17 protein-coding genes are annotated in these 19856 nt (G+C 43.7%); 13 read left to right on the forward strand and 4 right to left on the reverse strand.

Annotated features, from left to right (window positions below; genetic code table 11):
* The first annotated feature begins 4 nt into the window (after positions 1-4).
* The 4 genes from secD to ACGHEH_RS14930 all read left to right on the forward strand — a co-directional run bounded on the left by secD (position 5) and on the right by ACGHEH_RS14930 (position 3913).
* Positions 5-1864: a protein translocase subunit SecD gene (gene secD, locus ACGHEH_RS14915; RefSeq protein ID WP_390446715.1), complete on the forward strand. Its 1860-nt coding sequence runs from the start codon at positions 5-7 to the stop codon at positions 1862-1864.
* A 9-nt stretch (positions 1865-1873) separates the two neighbouring features.
* Positions 1874-2818, forward strand: a complete 945-nt coding sequence (gene secF, locus ACGHEH_RS14920; RefSeq protein ID WP_390446718.1) for a protein translocase subunit SecF — start codon at positions 1874-1876, stop codon at positions 2816-2818.
* A gap of 140 nt (positions 2819-2958) precedes the next feature.
* The gene (locus tag ACGHEH_RS14925; RefSeq protein WP_349284573.1) at positions 2959-3249 is read left to right on the forward strand and encodes a hypothetical protein; all 291 of its coding nucleotides are present in this window, start codon (positions 2959-2961) and stop codon (positions 3247-3249) included.
* 136 nt (positions 3250-3385) lie between these two features.
* Positions 3386-3913 (forward strand): hypothetical protein, encoded by a 528-nt coding sequence (locus ACGHEH_RS14930; protein WP_171037282.1) that lies wholly within the window; start codon positions 3386-3388, stop codon positions 3911-3913.
* 81 nt (positions 3914-3994) lie between these two features.
* Here ACGHEH_RS14930 and ACGHEH_RS14935 read toward each other — a convergent pair whose 3' ends face one another.
* Both ACGHEH_RS14935 and yegQ read right to left on the reverse strand, forming a co-directional pair.
* Positions 3995-4249, reverse strand: coding sequence for a YfhL family 4Fe-4S dicluster ferredoxin (locus ACGHEH_RS14935; RefSeq protein ID WP_058028788.1), 255 nt, complete (start codon positions 4247-4249; stop codon positions 3995-3997).
* A 3-nt stretch (positions 4250-4252) separates the two neighbouring features.
* Entirely contained in the window at positions 4253-5611 is a 1359-nt protein-coding gene (yegQ, locus tag ACGHEH_RS14940; protein ID WP_390446723.1) for a tRNA 5-hydroxyuridine modification protein YegQ, read from the reverse strand.
* A 257-nt stretch (positions 5612-5868) separates the two neighbouring features.
* Here yegQ and ndk point away from each other — a divergent pair, with 257 nt between their 5' ends.
* The 9 genes from ndk (at position 5869) to der (ending at position 16155) form a co-directional block, all read left to right on the forward strand.
* Entirely contained in the window at positions 5869-6300 is a 432-nt protein-coding gene (gene ndk / locus ACGHEH_RS14945; protein WP_058028790.1) for a nucleoside-diphosphate kinase, read from the forward strand.
* A gap of 181 nt (positions 6301-6481) precedes the next feature.
* A complete protein-coding gene (locus ACGHEH_RS14950; protein WP_390446727.1) occupies positions 6482-7615 on the forward strand; it encodes a bifunctional tRNA (adenosine(37)-C2)-methyltransferase TrmG/ribosomal RNA large subunit methyltransferase RlmN in 1134 nt (377 codons plus the stop codon).
* Between the two features lie 118 nt (positions 7616-7733).
* Positions 7734-9353, forward strand: coding sequence for a type IV pilus biogenesis/stability protein PilW (gene pilW, locus ACGHEH_RS14955; protein WP_390446730.1), 1620 nt, complete (start codon positions 7734-7736; stop codon positions 9351-9353).
* 5 nt (positions 9354-9358) lie between these two features.
* Positions 9359-10222, forward strand: coding sequence for a RodZ domain-containing protein (locus ACGHEH_RS14960; protein WP_390446733.1), 864 nt, complete (start codon positions 9359-9361; stop codon positions 10220-10222).
* Between the two features lie 5 nt (positions 10223-10227).
* Positions 10228-11346, forward strand: a complete 1119-nt coding sequence (gene ispG / locus ACGHEH_RS14965; RefSeq protein WP_390446735.1) for a flavodoxin-dependent (E)-4-hydroxy-3-methylbut-2-enyl-diphosphate synthase — start codon at positions 10228-10230, stop codon at positions 11344-11346.
* A 158-nt stretch (positions 11347-11504) separates the two neighbouring features.
* Positions 11505-12782 carry a histidine--tRNA ligase gene (gene hisS / locus ACGHEH_RS14970; RefSeq protein ID WP_390446738.1) on the forward strand — a complete coding sequence of 426 codons (1278 nt, stop codon included), beginning with the start codon at positions 11505-11507 and terminating at the stop codon, positions 12780-12782.
* Positions 12783-12791: 9 nt separating this feature from the next.
* Positions 12792-13412 (forward strand): YfgM family protein, encoded by a 621-nt coding sequence (locus tag ACGHEH_RS14975; RefSeq protein ID WP_390446741.1) that lies wholly within the window; start codon positions 12792-12794, stop codon positions 13410-13412.
* An 11-nt stretch (positions 13413-13423) separates the two neighbouring features.
* Complete coding sequence (bamB, locus tag ACGHEH_RS14980; protein WP_349284566.1) at positions 13424-14599, forward strand: outer membrane protein assembly factor BamB; 1176 nt, start codon at positions 13424-13426, stop codon at positions 14597-14599.
* Positions 14600-14673: 74 nt separating this feature from the next.
* Positions 14674-16155 carry a ribosome biogenesis GTPase Der gene (gene der / locus ACGHEH_RS14985; protein WP_390446744.1) on the forward strand — a complete coding sequence of 494 codons (1482 nt, stop codon included), beginning with the start codon at positions 14674-14676 and terminating at the stop codon, positions 16153-16155.
* A 74-nt stretch (positions 16156-16229) separates the two neighbouring features.
* Here der and msrA read toward each other — a convergent pair whose 3' ends face one another.
* Both msrA and ACGHEH_RS14995 read right to left on the reverse strand, forming a co-directional pair.
* A complete protein-coding gene (gene msrA, locus ACGHEH_RS14990) occupies positions 16230-16763 on the reverse strand; it encodes a peptide-methionine (S)-S-oxide reductase MsrA (protein ID WP_390446971.1) in 534 nt (177 codons plus the stop codon).
* Positions 16753-19854, reverse strand: coding sequence for an efflux RND transporter permease subunit (locus tag ACGHEH_RS14995; RefSeq protein WP_390446747.1), 3102 nt, complete (start codon positions 19852-19854; stop codon positions 16753-16755). Before ACGHEH_RS14995 ends, msrA begins: the two co-directional genes overlap by 11 nt.
* Positions 19855-19856 lie beyond the last annotated feature (2 nt).

Below are 19856 nucleotides of genomic sequence, written 5' to 3' on the forward strand. Positions count from 1 at the left end.
GCCTGTGTTAAACAAGTATCCAATGTGGAAGTATTTACTTGTTCTGGCTGTATTAGCGATTGGTATTTTATATGCCACACCAAACCTGTATGGTCGTGATCCGGCCATACAGGTTTCTGGTACTAAAGGTGCCAGCGCTGATCTAAGCGTGCTAGACAAAGTAAATGAGACTCTAAAAGAGAACAACATCACAGTTAAATCTTCAGCATTAGAAAACGATCAAGTATTGGTACGTTTTACGAATGTTGAAGAGCAGTTAAAAGCGCAAGATATACTGCGTGACAGTCTATCTGACGACTACATTTCAGCAATTAATATGAGCCCTGCACAACCTGACTGGTTGAAAGACATTGGTGGTAACCCAATGAAGCTAGGCCTAGATTTAAGTGGTGGTGTTCACTTCACAATGGAAGTCGACATGGTCACAGCGATGGACAATGCGCTAGAAACCATGGAGCAAGATTTCAAGAGTGACTTACGCGGTGAGAAACTTCGTTATCGTTCTATTCGTCGTGTATCAGGTGCTGAACGTGTACAAGTGATCATGCGTAATGATGATGACAAAGATGCGGCAGAACGCTTCTTAAAGCAGCGTTACCCACTGTATAACTTTGTTGATGATAGTAGCAACAGCTTGGCATTCTTCGCGAGCTTGAGCGATCAGAAATTCAAAGAGATCCGCGCTTACGCAATCAAACAGAATGAAACCATCATTCGTAACCGTATTAACCAGTTAGGTGTTGCTGAGCCAAATGTACAACAGCAAGGTGCTGAACGTATTATTGTGCAACTACCAGGTGTTCAAGACACTGCTCGTGCGAAAGAGATTTTAGGTGCAACGGCAACGCTTGAGTTCCGTGAAGTAGATGAAAACGCGGATGTGCGCTCTGCTGCGCAGGGCCGTGTTCCACCGGGCACTGAAGTGATCATGCACAAAGATGGCTACCCAGTAGTACTAAAGAAACGCGTTATTTTAGGCGGCTCTCACATTACTGGCGCACAATCGGGTATGGATGAATACTCACGCCCTCAGGTGAGCATTAACCTTGATAGTAAAGGTGGCGCTAAAATGAGTGCCTTCACTAAACGTGCTGTTGGTAAGCGTATGGCGACCGTATTCATTGAATACAAGCCATCAGGTAAGAAAGACGAAAACGGTAAAGCGCTTCCGCCAATTAAGGTTGAAGAAGTGATTAACGTTGCAACCATTCAAGCTCGTCTGAACAACTCATTCCGTATCACAGGTATCGATAACCCAGCTGAAGCCCATAACCTGAGCTTATTACTTCGTGCTGGTGCCTTAGTTGCGCCAATTCAAATCGTTGAAGAGCGTACCGTAGGTCCAAGCCTAGGTCAGGAAAACATCGAAGCGGGTATGACAGCTGTGGTACTTGGTTTTGCATTTGTACTGGCATTTATGTTGTTGTACTACAAAGGCTTTGGTCTGGTATCTAACATTGCACTTGCTTCTAACCTAGTACTTATTGTTGGTGTCATGTCGATGATCCCAGGTGCTACTCTGACATTACCAGGTATTGCCGGTATCGTACTAACGGTAGGTATGGCGGTAGATGCGAATGTACTTATCTTTGAGCGTATTCGTGAAGAATTAGCCGACGGCCGTAGCCCTCAGCAAGCAGTTCACCAAGGTTATGACAGTGCGTTTAGCACCATTTTCGATGCCAACATCACTACACTGATTGCAGCCGTTATCTTATTTGCGGTTGGTACAGGTCCAATTGCGGGCTTTGCTGTAACACTTGCAATCGGTATCATCACGTCGATGTTTACTGCCATTGTCGGTACGCGTGCTGTGATCAATTTAGTGATCGGTGGCAAGCGCGTTAATAAGCTTTCAATCTAGGAGACGGATATGCAGTTATTAAAATTAAATGACACCATCCGCTTTATGTCAGCGCGCAAGCTTACCATGGCGATTTCTGCGTTATTGATCTTGGCATCAATTGCGTCTATGGCAATCCGTGGATTGAATTTTGGCTTAGACTTTACTGGTGGTACTGCGGTTGAGGTTGGCTTTTCACAGCCAGCTGATCTGGCAAAAATCCGCTCTGTCTTAGCTGAAAATGATTTTGCTGATGCGTCAGTACAGTTATTTGGTTCGAGCCAAGATGTACTGGTTCGTTTAGCACCACGCGGCAGCGATGTTAAAGCAGAGACGATTGGTAACCAACTAATCGCGGCGCTTAAGCAAGCGGATAGCAGTGTAGAAATGCGTCGTATCGAGTTTGTTGGCCCAAGTGTAGGTGAAGACTTAAAAGAGCAGGGTGGTTTAGCCATGCTCACCGCGCTAATCTGTATCTTGATGTATGTGGCATTTCGATTTGAATATCGTTTTGCCATCGGTGCGGTAGCGGCACTTTTTCACGATGTGATCATCACTATGGGCCTTTTCTCGTTATTAGACCTAGAGTTTGATCTGACGATCCTTGCAGCAATCTTAGCGGTTATCGGTTACTCACTGAATGACACCATTGTTGTATCTGACCGTATTCGTGAGAACTTCCGTAAAGTGCGTATTGATGACACCATTGAAATTATCAATATCTCACTAACGCAAACACTAAATCGTACGTTAGTTACATCAATCACGACTATTTTAGTATTGATTGCGCTATTCGTATGGGGCGGCCAGACCATTCATGGTTTCGCAACTGCGTTACTATTTGGTGTGTTCATTGGTACTTACTCTTCTGTTTATGTTGCAAGCTCGGTTGCGGTTGCGATGGGTGTAAGCAAAGAAGATTTAATACCGGTAGAAGTTGAAAAAGAAGGTGCGGATTTAGACGCCATGCCTTAATAAAACCTATGTTTTCTTTGAAAAAACCGCATATGTAAATATGCGGTTTTTTATTGTCTGAAAAGCAACTTTTGAACCTTTCCTTTGTAATTGCATCAAATCAGTTATAATCAAGAAAAGTATTTGAAATAGGTAAATTTATGAAAAGCTTATTGATTGCATTATTACCTTTGGCCTTTGTCTTATCTGGTTGCAAGGTAAACGAAGGTGAAGCATACGAGAAAGATAAAGCACCTGAAGAACGCTCTGAGTATGTAGGCACAGAAGGGCTTGCACAGGCACAAAAAGATAAACTGTATTTGATGGATAAAGAGCTTAGAGACAAGTGTAACGATGCGAAGATCAGTTACGCGGTGGCGAAATCAAATAACAATGAGAAAGAAGCACAAGCGCAAAAAGCCATTATGGCCAATACCTGTAAGGGTAAGTAAGCCATTATAAAAGTTATCTAAATTCGGCGATTTTAGAAGAATAAAGAAAACCTCATAATTTTATGACAATGATATTTCATTCTTTTCTTTAAAGAGTATAATGAGAATTGTTTTCAATATTAATTACGAGGTTCTCATGAAATCTAGGTTGGCAATTTTACTTACAAGCCTTGCACTAACAGCATGTTCAGAGCAGGTTGAGCAACAAACACAAACAACTGAAGCTGCACCAGCTAAAGTAACCAACTTAGACACCTATAAGCAACAAGCACAAAGCTTACTTGGTGAGATCAGAGCCAACGAAGCGTCTCAAAAACTTGAGCAAAGCTCACAGCAACTTGTTGCGACCTCTCGTCAATTATTAGCTGAATTCACCGCTAAATACCCAGCATGTGACAGCTACCTTTCGGCATTAGACAAAGCTGCTGACGTTATTCCAACGTTGCCATTAGAAGAAATTGAATCTGGTTACCATAAAGATGGCAAGTTACCTAAATACGATTCACCTGTGTGCTACCACGCAAAAGATTTATTGGTTCACCCTGCAACTGTGCAAGCAATGGCCTCACAAGGTATGCAGTTTGAATCGGCCTATGAAGATGCTGAACTCGAAATTGTCGAAGTGATTGCGCATTTTGACCAAGTTGAAAAAGCACTTCGCTAATCTCTTGCTTCGTTATAAGTTAATGAAGAAATAAGAATGGCGCCCATTGGGCGCCATTCTTGATCTTACATTAGCCTGAATTTACTTATCTTGGCCTGTGAGTCGCAAAAACTTCTCAGCTAAGGCATCTAAATCTTCTTTGTGATTGGGGTCGGGCTTTATGCAATCGATCGGGCAAACACTCACACACGTGGGCGTGTCGTAATGGCCGACACACTCAGTGCATTTATTTGGATCAATCTCATAAATTTTCTCACCCATATAAATGGCCTCATTCGGACATTCAGGATCGCACATATCACAGTTGATGCACTTTGAATTGATCAACAGCGCCATGATTTAGGCCTTTTTAAATGGGTTACGCGAATCTTCTTGATCGTTCAGGTTACGTATCAAAATAGCGTGATCTAAATCGATATTTTCAGGCAATGGAATTTTTACAATGTGACCAGAGCCTTTCGCATCGTCAATTTTCTCGCCCTTTTTGTTTTCCATGTGCTCAAGGTTGAAGCTGATGTTGCCTTGCGGTGTCATAAGCTCAAGACTGTGACCCGTACAGAATTTATTCTTAACATCAATCTCAACCAAGCCATTGTCCAAGCGACCTAATACTTCACCCACAAACTGCTGTTTGTCAGAAACTGAGTGGCCGTATTCATAGTTTTGGTAATCTTGGTGCGCGTGGCGTTTTAAGAAACCTTCGGTATAACCACGGTGTGCTAGGTTCTCAAGAGTGCGCATCAGGTTTGGATCAAACGGTTTACCTGCTACCGCGTCATCAACTGCCTTGCGGTAAACTTGCGCTGTACGTGCTACATAGTAGAAAGACTTAGTACGACCTTCAATTTTTAAGCTGTGCACGCCCATTTTTGTCAGTTGATCCACATACTGCACCGCACGCAAGTCTTTTGAGTTCATGATGTATGTACCATGCTCGTCTTCAAATGCTGGCATGTATTCGCCCGGACGACCTTGCTCTTCTAACATGAAAACTTCATTGGTCGGTGCGCCTTCGCCAAGCGTTGGGATCACAGATTGTGGGTCGATTTTATGTACTACATCGCCGGTTTCAGTTTCTTTACCTGGCTTAACGTCATATTCCCAACGGCATGCATTGGTACACGTACCTTGGTTTGGATCTCGCTTATTGATGTAACCCGATAATAAGCAGCGACCAGAGTAGGCCATGCATAATGCACCGTGAACGAATACTTCTAATTCGGTTTGTGGGCAAAGCTCACGAATTTCAGCGATCTCTTCAAGGGATAATTCACGGGATAAAATCACGCGCTCAATGCCTTGTTTCGCCCAAAACTGAACTGACGCATAGTTAACTGCGTTAGCTTGAACTGAAAGGTGAATCGGCATATCTGGCCATTTATCACGGACTAACATGATTAAACCCGGATCAGACATGATGAGTGCATCGGGCTTCATGGCAATTACAGGTTCAATGTCTTTTAAGTAGGTTTGCACTTTTTTATTGTGTGGCGCAATGTTTGAAACCACATAGAGCTTTTTATTGAGTGCATGGGCTTCGTTAATCCCCAATTCTAAATTAGCTAAATCAAATTCATTGTTACGCACGCGCAAGCTGTAACGTGGTTGGCCTGCATACACGGCATCGGCACCATATGCGAATGCATAACGCATATTTTTTAAACTACCTGCAGGGGATAAAAGCTCTGGAACAAACATAGTAAAAACCTCTTACATTGAACTGAGTGCTGGTCAGCTGTTTCGGTCAAAAGTGACGGTAAAATTTCAGGTGAAATTAAAAAGCGGCGCAGTATAAAGGTTAATGAAATTGTCATGTTTGACGCAGATCATGGTTTTTCGCTGAATTCTGATCTATTCGAAATTTTTAAAGGATCAAGATCTAGTAGGTTTTTAGCGCTAAAACGCGTATAATTCGCGCCCGTAAATATTCAACAATTATTATTGGAGCTAAAAAGATGGCTTTAGAGCGTACTTTTTCAATCATCAAGCCTGATGCGGTAGCTAAAAACCACATCGGTGCAATCTACAACCGTTTCGAATCTGCTGGTCTTAAGATCGTTGCTTCTAAAATGGTTCACCTTTCTCAAGAGAAAGCTGAAGGTTTCTACGCAGAGCACAAAGAGCGTCCTTTCTTTGGTGCACTAGTTTCTTTCATGACTTCTGGTCCAGTAATGGTTCAAGTTCTTGAAGGTGAAAACGCAGTTCTTAAGAACCGTGAAATCATGGGTGCTACTAACCCTGCAGAAGCACTAGCTGGTACTTTACGTGCTGACTACGCTGACAGCATCGACGAGAACGCGGTACACGGTTCTGACGCACCTGAGTCAGCTGCTCGCGAAATCGCTTACTTCTTCGCTGAAGAAGAAATCTGTCCTCGTACTCGCTAATCGCGAATCGAACAGAGTAAAGAAGGGCTCTCGGGCCCTTTTTTAGTCCTTGCTGCTTTTGCAAAGTAAGTTTTTATAGCTATTTTTGCAAAATCATCAACAATGTTTGAGTGTGTTGGTTGGTTTTTATACAATACGTCGTCTTTTTAATTTCGTACCGTCACTTTATCGAGGTTGCTTCATGGCCACTACAGAGAAAAAAATTAATTTACTTGATTTGAATCGCGAGGGGATGCGTGAATTGTTTGCATCATTTGGTGAAAAGCCATTCCGCGCTGATCAGGTAATGAAGTGGATCTATCACTTCGGCATCGATAACTTCGACGATATGAGCAACATCAATAAAAAGCTACGCGCTAAGTTACAAGCGCAATGTGAGATTAAAGCGCCTGAAATTTCAGTGAAACAAGTAGCCAGTGATGGCACCATTAAATACGCGATGCTGTTAGAGGGTGGCCAAGAAGTTGAAACTGTTTGGATCCCAGAAAAAGACCGCGCAACTCTATGTGTTTCTTCTCAAGTTGGCTGTGCCCTTGAATGTACATTCTGCTCAACAGCGCAGCAGGGCTTCAACCGTAACTTAAAAGTCTCTGAGATCATCGGACAGGTATGGCGTGTTGCGACAGATATTGGCCTACACAATGGTGACAGCACTAAGCGCCCGATCACTAACGTGGTTATGATGGGCATGGGTGAGCCATTACTTAACATCAACAATGTCGTTCCTGCGATGGAACTGATGATGGATGACTGGGCGTTTGGTTTATCTAAGCGTCGTGTAACACTAAGTACTTCAGGCGTTGTACCTGCGCTAGATATTCTTAAAGAGAAAATTGATGTGGCACTGGCGATTTCTCTTCACGCGCCAACCAATGAGTTACGTGATGTTCTAGTACCTATCAATAAAAAGTACCCAATTGAAGAGTTCTTAGCGGCATGTCGTCGTTACATTGATGGTTCAAAAGCCAATAAAGACATCACCATCGAATACGTTATGCTACAAGGCGTAAACGATAGTACAGATCAAGCTCACGAGCTGGTTAAAGTACTAAAAGGTACACCGTCTAAGATCAATCTGATCCCATTCAATCCATTCCCGGGTAATGAGTATGGTCGTTCAAGCAACAGCCGTATCGATCGCTTTTCAAAAGTATTACAGGCAGCGGGTTTAACTTGTATTGTTCGTCGTACTCGTGGTGATGACATTGATGCTGCTTGTGGCCAGCTAGTGGGTGATGTAGTTGACCGTACCAAACGTATTATGAAAAAACAGCAGCGCGAAGATAATGCTATTGCTGTGAATGTAAGTAACTAACTTTTAGTAACTAAGTTTAAGCAATCATTTATTGCTGAAGTTATTTACATAAAATAGATGAAAGATAGGGGCTTTTAGGTAATATAGGTCCTTATTATTCATACTATCAAGGTGATACATGCGTTCTTATTGGGTAATTCCATTTGCGTTATTAGGCTTAAGTGGCTGTGTAACAGAAACACACAGCGTCACTAAAAATAGCCCTGTGGTGAATTCAGAAATGAATAACCTAGAAGCAGCAAGAACGCGTATTAGTTTGGCATTAGAATATCTAAAAGCGGGCAATAATACGCAAGCTAAGTTTAATCTTGAACGTGCAGCCAAGTTTGCCCCTAAATTACCTGAAGTACACTACACGCTGGCTTATTACTTCGAGCAAGTAAAAGAGTTCCAACAGGCTAAAGCATCTTATCAAACAGCTCTTAAACTTGCTCCAAATGATCCTAACACACTGAATAACTATGGTACGTTTTTATGCCGTATCGGCGAGTACGATGAAGCGAGGGCGCAATTATTAAAAGCGATAGATACTCGCGGCTATTTACGTGTGTCGCAAAGTTATGAAAATTTGGCTTTATGTGCGGTGAAGCAAGATAAGTTTGAGTTAGCCCTCGATTATTTAAACAGTGCAGTTCAACACGATGGCCAGAGTAAAAGTGCTCTAATTTCTCTAGCAGGTTTGTACTATGCCAAGAGTGACCTGCATCAGGCATTGCGTGTGTTAGAACGTTACACTGAAAATGGCTTCATTTCATCGCGCAGTTTGTTTTTAGAGTACCTGCTACATCAAGAGATGGGGCATTTAGAACAGTCTCAGAAAATCGCCACAACGTTAGTGCAGACTTATCCGCAATCTTATCAAGCACAAGCAATTATTAAAGAAGAATATAATAATAGCGAATTTGATGTATTGCGTGAGCAATATAGAAAAGCCAAGGTGGCAGAAATCACTGAGCAGTCACCGACGGTTTATAACGCTCAGCCTAAGATTAAAATTACCCGTAAGAAAGCGCCTAAACGAGAAAGTAATCACAATAGTGAAATAGTTCAGCCTACTACTGTAATAAGCACACATAGTGCAAGTACAAGTGAAGCTGTGTCCCTGCGTGGCGGTTTACAAACCGCTACAGTGGTTAAACCGCAACCTCAGTCAAATCAGCCTACAAGCACCACAAGCGCACCTGTAGTCGAAGAGAAAAACCAAGCGACGACTGAGCTTATTGAAACGCCAAATAATCAAGTGAGAGTGGTGTCGTTTGGTGAAAAAGCTGCGGTACAACCAGCCCAAGGTCAAGTGCAGTTCTATCAACCAGATCCAAGTCAGGTTAGGTTCAGAGAAATAGCAGAGAATAATACCCCAGTTCTTACAGCTAAGCCTTCATCAGCTGGTGCACCTTTGTTGAATCCAGAAGTGAATCTACCAAGTGTGCCAGTCCATACAGTTGGGTTAGGTGAAAACTTATTTAGTTTATCGGTTAAATATGATGTCAAAATGGCGAGTCTGTTAAAGTGGAACAAGCTGAAAGAATCAGACCGTTTACAGATTGGTCAGCAGGTGTATTTAAATAACCCGCTTACAACCCACATCATTCGAGATGGGGATAGCTTGTATAATATCGCCACCAATTACCAATTACAGATTGGTGACTTGATGCGATGGAACAAATTAACACCAGACGTTGAACTTGCGGCTGGACATAGTTTACTGATTGTAGATCCGAGTAGTTATACTTTATGAATGAAATGAGCCCAGAATCAACTGAGCAACAAGCGTCTTTGGGGCAAGTACTCGCAAGCGCAAGAAAAGATGCGAATTTAACCATTGAAGCCGTGGCGGATAGGTTAAAGCTAAGCCCTAAGCATATCACCAAACTTGAGCAAGATGATTATACGTCACTTGGTCCAATCACCTTCGTTAAAGGGTACATCAAGGCTTACTGTACGCTATTGCAATTAGATCAAGCGCAAACCTTGGCATTGTTTCAGGCACCTGAAAGCGTGGCTGAAAATAAAAGTATGCAAAGTTTTTCACGTCGTACAGAAAAAGAAGCCAACGATAGCCGTTTAATGCTCGTTAGCTATGTGATCTTGGCCATAGTGTTGGGATCGTCAGGTTTTATGTATTGGCAAACTACATCAAATGAAAATGATGTTATCGTGCCTGAAGTGCAGAGTACTGAGCCAGAAAGCGAAGCGTCAGTTACAGAAAATAGTGAAGAAAACGACACGCCTTCAGAAGCTGTTTTAACAACTGAAGGGGCGGTTGAGCCTACCGTGGAAAAGGCAGAAACTGACAAACCAGTTTTAGATGTTGTAGAAGCCGAACAAGCACCAGTGGAAGAGATAAGCAGCACACCTGATTTAAATACGATTGTGATGCATTTCAAAGACGACTCTTGGGTGGAGATCTTTGATGCCTCATCAGAGCGTATTGCTTTTGGCGTTAAAAAAGCCGGATACACCATGACAGTGCAGGGCGTTGCACCGTTTTCTGTGGTGTTAGGCCGTCATCAGCAGGTTGATGTAGAGCTAGATGGTCAATCAGTTGATTTATCATCATTGCCACGCAATCGTTCAGCTAAATTTAAATTACCCTTATCAGAGTAACCGTCATGTTTTCAGAATCTCCAATTAAACGTAGAAAATCGACCCGTATTTATGTAGGTGACGTGCCTATTGGTGATGGCGCACCAATTGCCGTGCAGTCAATGACGAACACCAATACCATGGATATCGATGCGACCGTTGCGCAGATCCGTGCTATTCAAGATGCGGGAGCGGATATCGTTCGTGTATCAGTGCCAACTATGGATGCAGCCGAGGCTTTCAAAAGCATTAAAGAGCAAGTTGATATTCCACTTGTTACCGACATTCATTTTGACTACCGTATCGCGTTAAAGGTGGCACAGTACGGCGCAGATTGTTTACGTATCAACCCGGGTAACATCGGCAGTGAAGATCGTATTCGGGCAGTGGTCGATGCGGCGAGCGAACGTAATATTCCAATTCGTATCGGTGTAAATGGCGGTTCGTTGGAGCGTGATTTACAAGAAAAGTATGGTGAGCCGACACCTGAAGCTTTACTTGAATCAGCGATGCGTCATGTTGAAATCTTACAGCGTTTGAACTTCGACCAGTTCAAAGTCTCTGTAAAAGCATCAGATGTATTCTTAGCGGTTGGTGCGTATCGTTTACTGGCAAAAGAAATTGATCAACCCCTTCACCTTGGTATTACAGAAGCGGGCGGCTTCCGCTCTGGCTCAGTAAAATCAGCGGTTGGTCTAGGTATGCTGCTTGCCGAAGGTATCGGTGATACCCTGCGTGTATCGCTAGCTGCCGATCCTGTTCAAGAGATCAAAGTGGGTTTTGATATTTTAAAATCACTGCGTATTCGTTCTCGCGGTATTAACTTTATTGCCTGCCCGAGCTGCTCTCGTCAAGAGTTCGATGTGGTCAACACCATGAACCAACTTGAAGAGCGTCTTGAAGACATCATTGAGCCAATTTCAGTATCCGTGATTGGCTGTGTTGTAAATGGCCCAGGTGAAGCACTGGTCAGTGACATCGGTCTTGCAGGTGCAAACCGCCGCTCAGGGTTGTACATCAACGGCGAGCGTCAAAAGATGCGTATTGATAACGACAATATCGTCGAGCAGCTTGAAGAGCAGGTGCGCGATTTCGTTGCTAAAAAGCAAGCGCAGCCGGCGATCGACATCAAAATCGTCGAATAATTTTTAAAAATTACCGACAGAGCAAAGAATATCCTGCAGATCTTTTGCTCTGTCGTTTACGTTTTACGCGAGCTGGGTATAATACTTGACTCCTTTACCCACAATGCGCACTGTGTGTGGCACTCGCATTTAGCAAATAGATTGATTTAGGATTTTCAGTGGCAAAACAAATTCAGGCAGTTCGTGGTATGAACGATTGTCTGCCAGGTGATACGCAAGTTTGGCAGAAAGTAGAAGCAGTATTACGTGATACGGTGGCGTCTTATGGTTATCAAGAGATCCGTTTCCCAATTGTTGAATCTACCGACTTATTTAAGCGCTCTATTGGTGAAGTCACCGATATCGTTGAAAAAGAAATGTACACCTTTGAAGATCGTAACGGCGATAGCTTAACACTGCGCCCTGAAGGTACAGCAGTGTGTGTTCGTGCGGGCAACCAAGGCGGCTTATTGTATAACCAAGAGCAGCGTCTTTGGTACATGGGTCCTATGTTCCGTCACGAGCGTCCTCAAAAAGGTCGTTACCGCCAATTCCACCAATTTGGCCTTGAAGCGTTTGGTATTGCGACTGCTGATATCGATGCTGAAGTGATTTTACTTACTGCGCGCTTATGGAAAGCATTCGGCATTTCAGATCATGTTCGTCTCGAGCTGAACTCTTTAGGTTCAAATGAAGCACGAGCAGAGTACCGCGATGCACTTGTGGCGTTTTTAGAGCAGCATATTGATAAGTTAGACGAAGACTCTAAACGTCGTATGTACTCAAACCCACTGCGTGTTCTAGACAGCAAAAACCCAGATGTACAGGTTATCTTAGTTGATGCGCCTAAGTTATCTGAACACTTAGATGAAGAATCAAAAGCACATTTTACAAATTTATGTGAACGTTTAGACGCAGCAGGCGTCGAATACCAAGTTAATGAAAAGCTAGTACGTGGCTTAGATTACTATAACCGCACTGTATTTGAGTGGGTAACGGAAAGTCTAGGTGCGCAAGGCACTGTTTGTGCTGGTGGTCGTTACGACGGTCTAGTTGAACAACTGGGTGGTAAAGCAACCCCTGCAGTTGGTTTTGCAATGGGTATGGAGCGTTTAGTTCTATTACTTCAAGCGCTAGAAAGTGTAGGTGAAATTCGCCGTAATGCTGACGTGTATGTTGCAGCTATGGGTAATGCCGCAAGTATTCAAGCGCCAGTGATTGCTGAGCAATTAAGAACAGAAGTAGCCGGCCTTCGTGTGCAAGTGCACTGTGGTGGCGGTAACTTTAAGAAACAATTAAAACGTGCAGATAAGAGCGACGCGCTAGTTGCGCTAATTTTAGGTGAAAGCGAACTTGCTGAAGGCAAGGTAACCGTGAAATATCTGCGAGAAGAAAAAGAACAAGTCACAGTGAGCCTGGAAGAGGTGAAAACACTGTTAGCAGACTTAGCAGTATAAGAGGACTGTATGGAAATTTACTCAACAGAAGAACAACAAGCAGAAGCAATAAAACGATTTTTCCGTGAAAACGGCGTTTCACTTGCGTTAGGTATCGTTATTGGTCTTGGTGGCTTATACGGTTGGAAATACTATAACCAAAGCAAGATCACATCTGCGGAAGCTGCCTCAAACGCTTACAATGAATTGGTTGAAGGTGGTGAAGTTCTGATTAAGTCTGACTCATTCATTGCTGAAAATGGCGACTCAAATTATGCGGCGCTAGCGGCATTTGTTGCGGCTAAAGAAGCAGTTGAGAAAGGGGAGTTTGAAACAGCGGTAACTAAATTAACTTGGTTACAAGACAATGTTCAAAACCCAGAGCTAAAAGCCACAGCTATCTTACGTTTAGCGCGTGTACAAGCACAGCTTACACAATATGATGCTGCGCTAAAAACATTATCACAAACAACACCAGAGGCTTTTAAAGCACAAGTTGCTGAAGTAAAAGGTGATGTATATCTTGCAAAAGGTGACAAAGACAGCGCTCGCTCTGAATATGAAGCTGCGCTTGCTGAGTCAACAGAAGGCAATAACAGCCTACTACAGATTAAGTTGGACAATTTAGCCACAGCCCAGCCTGCAGCTTAGGAGTAGTTCCGATGAGAAAGCTAAGTATGGCCACATTGGCGTTGTGTATGGCGTCTTTGCTAGGTTGTTCATCGAGCGATGATGAAGAAGAAATTGTTTTACCTGAAATTGTAAACCAATTCGAAACGCAAGTTGACTGGACGAACGGTGTGGGTGATGGCGTAGAGCATTACTTCTCTCGTTTAACGCCTGTTGTCTACAAAGACACTGTATTTGTGGCAGCGAGAAATGGTGAAGTCGAAGCAATTTCAACCGAATCTGGAAAGACCCTTTGGGAAACTGATGTTCGTAAAAACGTCAACTTCTGGCCTTGGGCGGACAACGACAGTGCAAAATTGTCGGGCGGTATTTTACAGGCTTATGGCAAACTATACATAGGCTCTGAGCATGGTGAAGTGATTGCACTTGAGCGAGAAACCGGTGAGATTGTTTGGCGTAAGGCCGTACCGGGTGAAGCATTATCTTCTCCAGCAGCAGGTGATGGTCTGGTTTACGTAAATCTGGGCTCAGGTAAATTGTTAGCACTTCACCCTGATACGGGTGAAGAGCGCTGGCGTCATGAGCAAGAAGTACCTGCATTAACACTTCGTGGTTTGAGCTCTCCAGCAGCAGCCAATGGTGGTGTGTTATTTGGCGAAGAAAGCGGTAAGTTAACGGTTTTAATCGCTGAAAATGGTTACACCGCATGGAGCGCAGAAGTTGCAACTGCAAAAGGTGCGTCTGAATTTGAGCGCTTAGTGGATGTTGATACTAAACCTATCGTTGTAGGCGCATTTGCTTACGCTATCGCCTATAATGGTAACTTAGCAGCGGTTGATGTTCGCAGTGGCAATGTCGTTTGGAAACGTGAGTACAGTAGTTACCGTGATATTAGCATTGAGGCTAATGTGATTTATGTTGTCGACAGTGACGGCATTATTTACGCGTTAGATAAAGATTCGGGCATTGAGCGCTGGAGTCAGTCAGGTCTTCGTGGTTGGTATCTAACGGCACCAGCTGTTGCTGGTAATTACTTAGCTGTAGGCGATCAAGAAGGTAACTTGCATTGGTTAGATAAGCAAACTGGTGATCTAGTTTCTCGAGAAAGTTTTGATAGCTCAGGCTTTTACGTAGAGCCTGTTGTAGCAGAAGATAAATTAATTGTGGTAACCCGAGATGGTGAAGTTAGCGCGGTAAAGATCCCGTAACCATTAATTTATTAATGCATTTTTTCAAGGCTTCGCATTGCGAAGCCTTTTGTTGTTTATTGATGAGGTAGTCTATGCTTCCGGTGATCGCTCTTGTTGGGCGACCTAATGTGGGTAAATCCACACTTTTTAACCGTTTAACACGCACTCGTGATGCGTTAGTAGCGGACTTTCCTGGCCTAACGCGCGACCGTAAATATGGTCAAGCGAATTATGATGGCTATGAGTTTATCGTTGTTGATACGGGTGGTATCGATGGTAGCGAAGAAGGGATTGAAACCGAAATGGCAGAGCAATCTCTGCTGGCCATTGAAGAAGCGGATATTGTTTTATTCTTAGTAGATGCCCGTGCAGGTATGAACGCAGCCGATCAGGCTATTGCGCAGCATTTACGTAAACAAGAGAAAAAATGCTTTATCGTTGCGAATAAAACCGATGGTATTGATGCCGACTCTCATTGTGCTGAGTTTTATCAGTTATCATTGGGTGATGTTCATCAAATTGCGGCAGCGCATGGTCGTGGTGTCACTCAGTTATTAGATCATACTTTGCAGCCTGTTATTGCAGAACTTGCAGCCGAAGCTGAAGAGCTTGAGCAAGATGACGAAAGCTTAGCTGAGCTTTATCTTGAAGGTGAAGATGGCGAGAAGCTGGAAGACGGTAAAACAGGTTTTGAAGATAAGCCTGTTAAATTAGCTATTATTGGTCGTCCTAATGTAGGTAAATCTACACTTACTAACCGTATTCTAGGTGAAGAGCGTGTGATTGTTTACGATATGCCGGGCACGACACGTGACTCTGTATATATCCCGATGACACGCAATGACAAAGAATACGTCCTGATCGACACAGCAGGTGTACGTAAGCGTAAAAAAGTCAGCGATGTAGTCGAAAAGTTCTCAGTGATCAAAACGCTTAAAGCCATTGAAGATGCCAATGTAGTGTTATTGGTGGTTGATGCGCGCGAAGGTATTTCTGATCAAGACTTAAGTTTACTAGGCTTTACGTTAAACGCGGGTCGTTCACTGGTTATTGCAATCAATAAGTGGGATGGCTTAGACGAGTACGTGAAAGAGCGTATTAAAACTGAGCTAGACCGTCGTTTAGGGTTCATCGATTTTGCCCGTTTACACTTCATCTCGGCACTTCACGGTACGGGTGTAGGTCACTTATTTGAGTCTGTAGACGAAGCCTATGAGTCTGCGACTAAGCGTATCAGTACAGCAATGCTGCGTCGTATCATGGATATGGCGCAAGCAGATCACCAGCCGCCGCTAGTACGTGGTCGTCGTGTGAAGTTAAAGTATGCGCACGCCGGTGGTTATAACCCGCCACGTATTGTTATTCACGGTAACCAGGTACATGACTTACCTGACAGCTACAAGCGTTACTTAATGAATTACTACCGTAAAGCGCTTGGCATTATGGGCACACCGATTAAGATTGAATTTAAAGAAGGTGATAACCCATATGCGGGTCGCAGTAACAAGATGACCTTATCGCAAAAGCGTAAGTTACGTGCCTTCTCAAAAGAGAGTCGTAATAAAGATAGTTAATACCTATCTGTATTGTAGATATTAAAAAAAGGAGCTTTCTGCTCCTTTTTTGTTATTTATTGATAGCACATCTACTAATTGAGTAGGTGTGCATATTTCTGACTAAACTTAGCGACTTTAGGGGCCACAACCACACTACAATAGCCCTGATTTGGGTTCTCATTAAAGTAGTCTTGGTGATACTGCTCTGCAGAGTGGAAAGTGACCGCAGGTGTTACCTCCGTGACAATTTTCTCTGCTAAATGTGGCTGTAACTGCTTGATGGCTTGTTCAGTTAGTTCAGCTTGTGCGTCATCGTGATAGAACACCGCACTACGATATTGCGTGCCCACGTCATTACCTTGACGGTTTAATTGAGTCGGATCGTGCAATGTAAAGAACATATCTAATAGCTGGCTGTAACTGATAACATCAGCGTCGAAGCTGAGCTGGACTACTTCAGCATGACCGGTCATGCCTGTACAGATATCTTTGTAGGTAGGGTCATCGGTTTGACCCCCCATGTAGCCAGATTCAACTTTATGAACGCCTTTAACGCGGCGAAACGCCGCATCAATACACCAGAAACAGCCACCGGCAAAGGTTGCCGTTGCAATGTTAGCCATGATTTTTCTCCTCTAAAGCGCGCGCTTGTTCAGCAATTTTTTGGCTTAAGAACTCAGGTGATTGAGTCTTACGCGCCAGTAATGAGTAAGCGCAAGGAATAATAAATAGCGTCAGTATAGTTGCCACGCTTACACCTGCAAAAATAACCACACCAATAACCATGCGACTTTCTGAGCCTGGGCCTGTCGCAAATACTAGCGGGATCGCACTCATTACCGTCGTCAGTGATGTCATGATAATAGGGCGAAGGCGTTGAACGGCTGCATCAATTAAGGCTTGCTCAAATTCGATGCCTTTGTCACGTAATTGATTGGCAAACTCAACAATCAAAATACCATTTTTAGCACTCAAACCAATCAGCATCACAATACCAATTTGGCTGTAGATATTAAGGCTACTGTCGGTGATAAATAACCCATACATAGCGCCAACGAGACCTAGTGGTACCGTTAACATGATCACCAGTGGGTGTACAAAACTTTCAAATTGAGCAGCAAGCACTAAGAAGGTAACGGTTAAAGCGAGTAGGAATACGTAAGTCATGGCCGACTCACCTTCATAAAACAGCTTAGATTCACCTTTATAATCAACAGCACCATCTATGTGGTTTTCTTCAGCTGCAACCGTGTTTAAGAAATCTAAAGCTTCGGCCAGCGTATACCCATCTGCAAGGTTTGCGGTGATGGTGATTGCACGCATACGGTTATAGCGATTTAAACGTGAAGCTGTGGCTTCTTCAGTCACAGTGATCAAGCTGTCTAGTGGGATCAATTCACCTGTACGAGACTTAACAAAGATATCAGCAATGTCATTAGGCGCTGCGAAATCTGCTTTAGTCCCTTTCAGAATCACATCGTATTCTTCACCGCGCTCAATAAAGGTGGTAACGCGGCGTTGGCCTAACATAGTTTCAAGGGTGCGACCAATATCACTCACCGACACTCCTAAGTCTGCCGCTTTTAATTTATCAATGCTGATTAAAAACTGTGGGAAGGTTTCTTTGTAATCATGATCTAAACGCACGAGTCCTTTGTTCTGGCGAGCTTTGGCTAAGATTTTATCCCGCCATTCAACTAGCTCTTCGTAATCGTTACCTTGCAGTACAAACTCGATAGGACGTGACTGACCGCCGCCGCCAATGCCTCGGCGCATAATTGCAAAAGCACGTACATCGGTGACTTCGCGCATCTTGCCACTGATCTCTCCCATTACTTGCCAAGTCGAACGTTTACGCTCGTCCCAATCTGGCATACCTACGATGGCAACACCCCCACGGCCACCCCAACCAGGAACACGCACTAGCACACGACTGAGCTCACCGGCTTCAACATATGGCATCAATCGCTCTTCGATCTTTGCCATATTCTCAGCGTTATTTTCGTAACTCGCGCCTTCAGGGCCATTCATCATCACAAAGAAAGTACCGCGGTCTTCTCTAGGTGTAAGTTCAGATGGAATTTGCTTCATAAGGGTATAAGTCGCAAAACCCGCTAACACCAGTACCGCTAACAAGCTAAAGCGTCTGTTTAAGTTATCCAGTAGTACTTTACGGTAACCATTTTCAAGCTTAGTAAATTGTTTATCCATCCACTGAGTAAAGCGATTTTCACTGCTACTAGGCTTCAGTACTTTGGAACATAAAGCTGGCGACAGGGTCAGTGCAGTGACACTTGAGAATACTACCGCTGCACTGGTTGCCATGGCAAATTCAGTAAAGAGCGCGCCAATCCGGCCATCCATAAATACCAAGGGCACAAACACTGAAACGAGTACAAGTGTTGTGGCTATGATGGCAAATCCAACCTCACGTGCGCCTCTAAATGCAGCTAAAAGTGGCGGCTCACCAAGCTCGATACGGCGATAAATGTTCTCGAGCATAACAATGGCATCGTCCACGACTAAACCGATGGCCAATACCAGTGCCAATAGAGTTAGTAAGTTGATTGAATAACCCATTGAGAGTAAGAACATAAAGGTGGCAATCAGTGCAACAGGCACAGTGACCGCAGGAATTAAAGTCGCACGAATATTACCTAAGAAGATAAAGATCACCACGACGACTAGGCCCATGGCAATTGCAAGCGTACGATAAACTTCGGTAATAGATTCACGAATGAAGATAGAAGAATCATAGCTATCCTGAATGGTCGTGCCTTCGGGCAGATTGCGCTTAATTTTCTCTAGTTCCTTACGGGCATTATCGACTACTTCGAGGGTATTGGCTTTGGCTTGCTTTACAATGCCCATACCGACCATGTTTTTACCATTACCGCGGAATGTACTTTCGTTGTCAGCGGCTTCGAGTAATACATCTGCCACTTCTCCAAGGCGAATTAAGTAGCCTTGCTCACCTCGCTTAATCACGAGGTTATTAAAGTCTTCTTGGGTTTTGTAACTACGGGTGATACGGACAGAAAAATCTCTATCAAGAGACTCTATTTCACCAGCAGGGAGTTCCACGTTTTCACGGCGTAAAACCTGTTCTATGTCGCTTGAAGTAATGCCGCGTGCTGCCATGGCTTTTCTGTCTAGCCAAATCTTCATGGCATATTGACGTTCACCACCAATGCGCACGTTAGAAACACCATCAACCACCGCAAGGCGATCGACAATATAGCGCTGAGCATAGTCAGACAATTCTAGTGTGTTCATAGAGGTACTGTTGAGTACAAACCACGCAATAGGGCTCTCATCAGAATTAGACTTGGATACCTCTGGCGGGCGAACTTGTTCAGGAAGCCTATCTAGTGCACGTGAAACACGCTCGCGAACGTCATTTGCTGCCGCATCAATATCTCGGTCAATATTGAACTCTATGGTGATGTTTGATCGGCCATTGCGAGAGGATGAAGTAATGCTTTTGATGCCTTCAATACCTGATATACGGTTTTCAAGCACTTGAGTTATCTTGGTTTCTACCACTTCACTTGAAGCGCCTGTATAGCTTGTAGAAACGCTGACGATTGGCGTTTCAATGTCTGGGTATTCACGCAGTGGCAACATGGTAAATGCCACGATACCGAACGTGAGTAAAAGCAGGTTAATTACAATTGCAAAAACGGGGCGCTGTACCGCAGTATCTGTAATTCTCACTC

This window comes from Pseudoalteromonas sp. MTN2-4 (assembly GCF_042848605.1).
In the GTDB taxonomy this organism is placed as follows: domain Bacteria; phylum Pseudomonadota; class Gammaproteobacteria; order Enterobacterales; family Alteromonadaceae; genus Pseudoalteromonas.

Bases quoted from the DNA above. Each gene is read 5' to 3' on its own strand.
- secF (WP_390446718.1), top strand. From the start codon at position 1,874: ATGCAGTTATTAAAATTAAATGACACCATCCGCTTTATGTCAGCGCGC.
- ACGHEH_RS14925 (WP_349284573.1), top strand. From the start codon at position 2,959: ATGAAAAGCTTATTGATTGCATTATTACCTTTGGCCTTTGTCTTATCT.
- ACGHEH_RS14930 (WP_171037282.1), top strand. From the start codon at position 3,386: ATGAAATCTAGGTTGGCAATTTTACTTACAAGCCTTGCACTAACAGCA.
- ACGHEH_RS14935 (WP_058028788.1), bottom strand. From the start codon at position 4,249: ATGGCGCTGTTGATCAATTCAAAGTGCATCAACTGTGATATGTGCGAT.
- yegQ (WP_390446723.1), bottom strand. From the start codon at position 5,611: ATGTTTGTTCCAGAGCTTTTATCCCCTGCAGGTAGTTTAAAAAATATG.
- ndk (WP_058028790.1), top strand. From the start codon at position 5,869: ATGGCTTTAGAGCGTACTTTTTCAATCATCAAGCCTGATGCGGTAGCT.
- ACGHEH_RS14950 (WP_390446727.1), top strand. From the start codon at position 6,482: ATGGCCACTACAGAGAAAAAAATTAATTTACTTGATTTGAATCGCGAG.
- pilW (WP_390446730.1), top strand. From the start codon at position 7,734: ATGCGTTCTTATTGGGTAATTCCATTTGCGTTATTAGGCTTAAGTGGC.
- ACGHEH_RS14960 (WP_390446733.1), top strand. From the start codon at position 9,359: ATGAGCCCAGAATCAACTGAGCAACAAGCGTCTTTGGGGCAAGTACTC.
- ispG (WP_390446735.1), top strand. From the start codon at position 10,228: ATGTTTTCAGAATCTCCAATTAAACGTAGAAAATCGACCCGTATTTAT.
- ACGHEH_RS14975 (WP_390446741.1), top strand. From the start codon at position 12,792: ATGGAAATTTACTCAACAGAAGAACAACAAGCAGAAGCAATAAAACGA.
- bamB (WP_349284566.1), top strand. From the start codon at position 13,424: ATGAGAAAGCTAAGTATGGCCACATTGGCGTTGTGTATGGCGTCTTTG.
- der (WP_390446744.1), top strand. From the start codon at position 14,674: ATGCTTCCGGTGATCGCTCTTGTTGGGCGACCTAATGTGGGTAAATCC.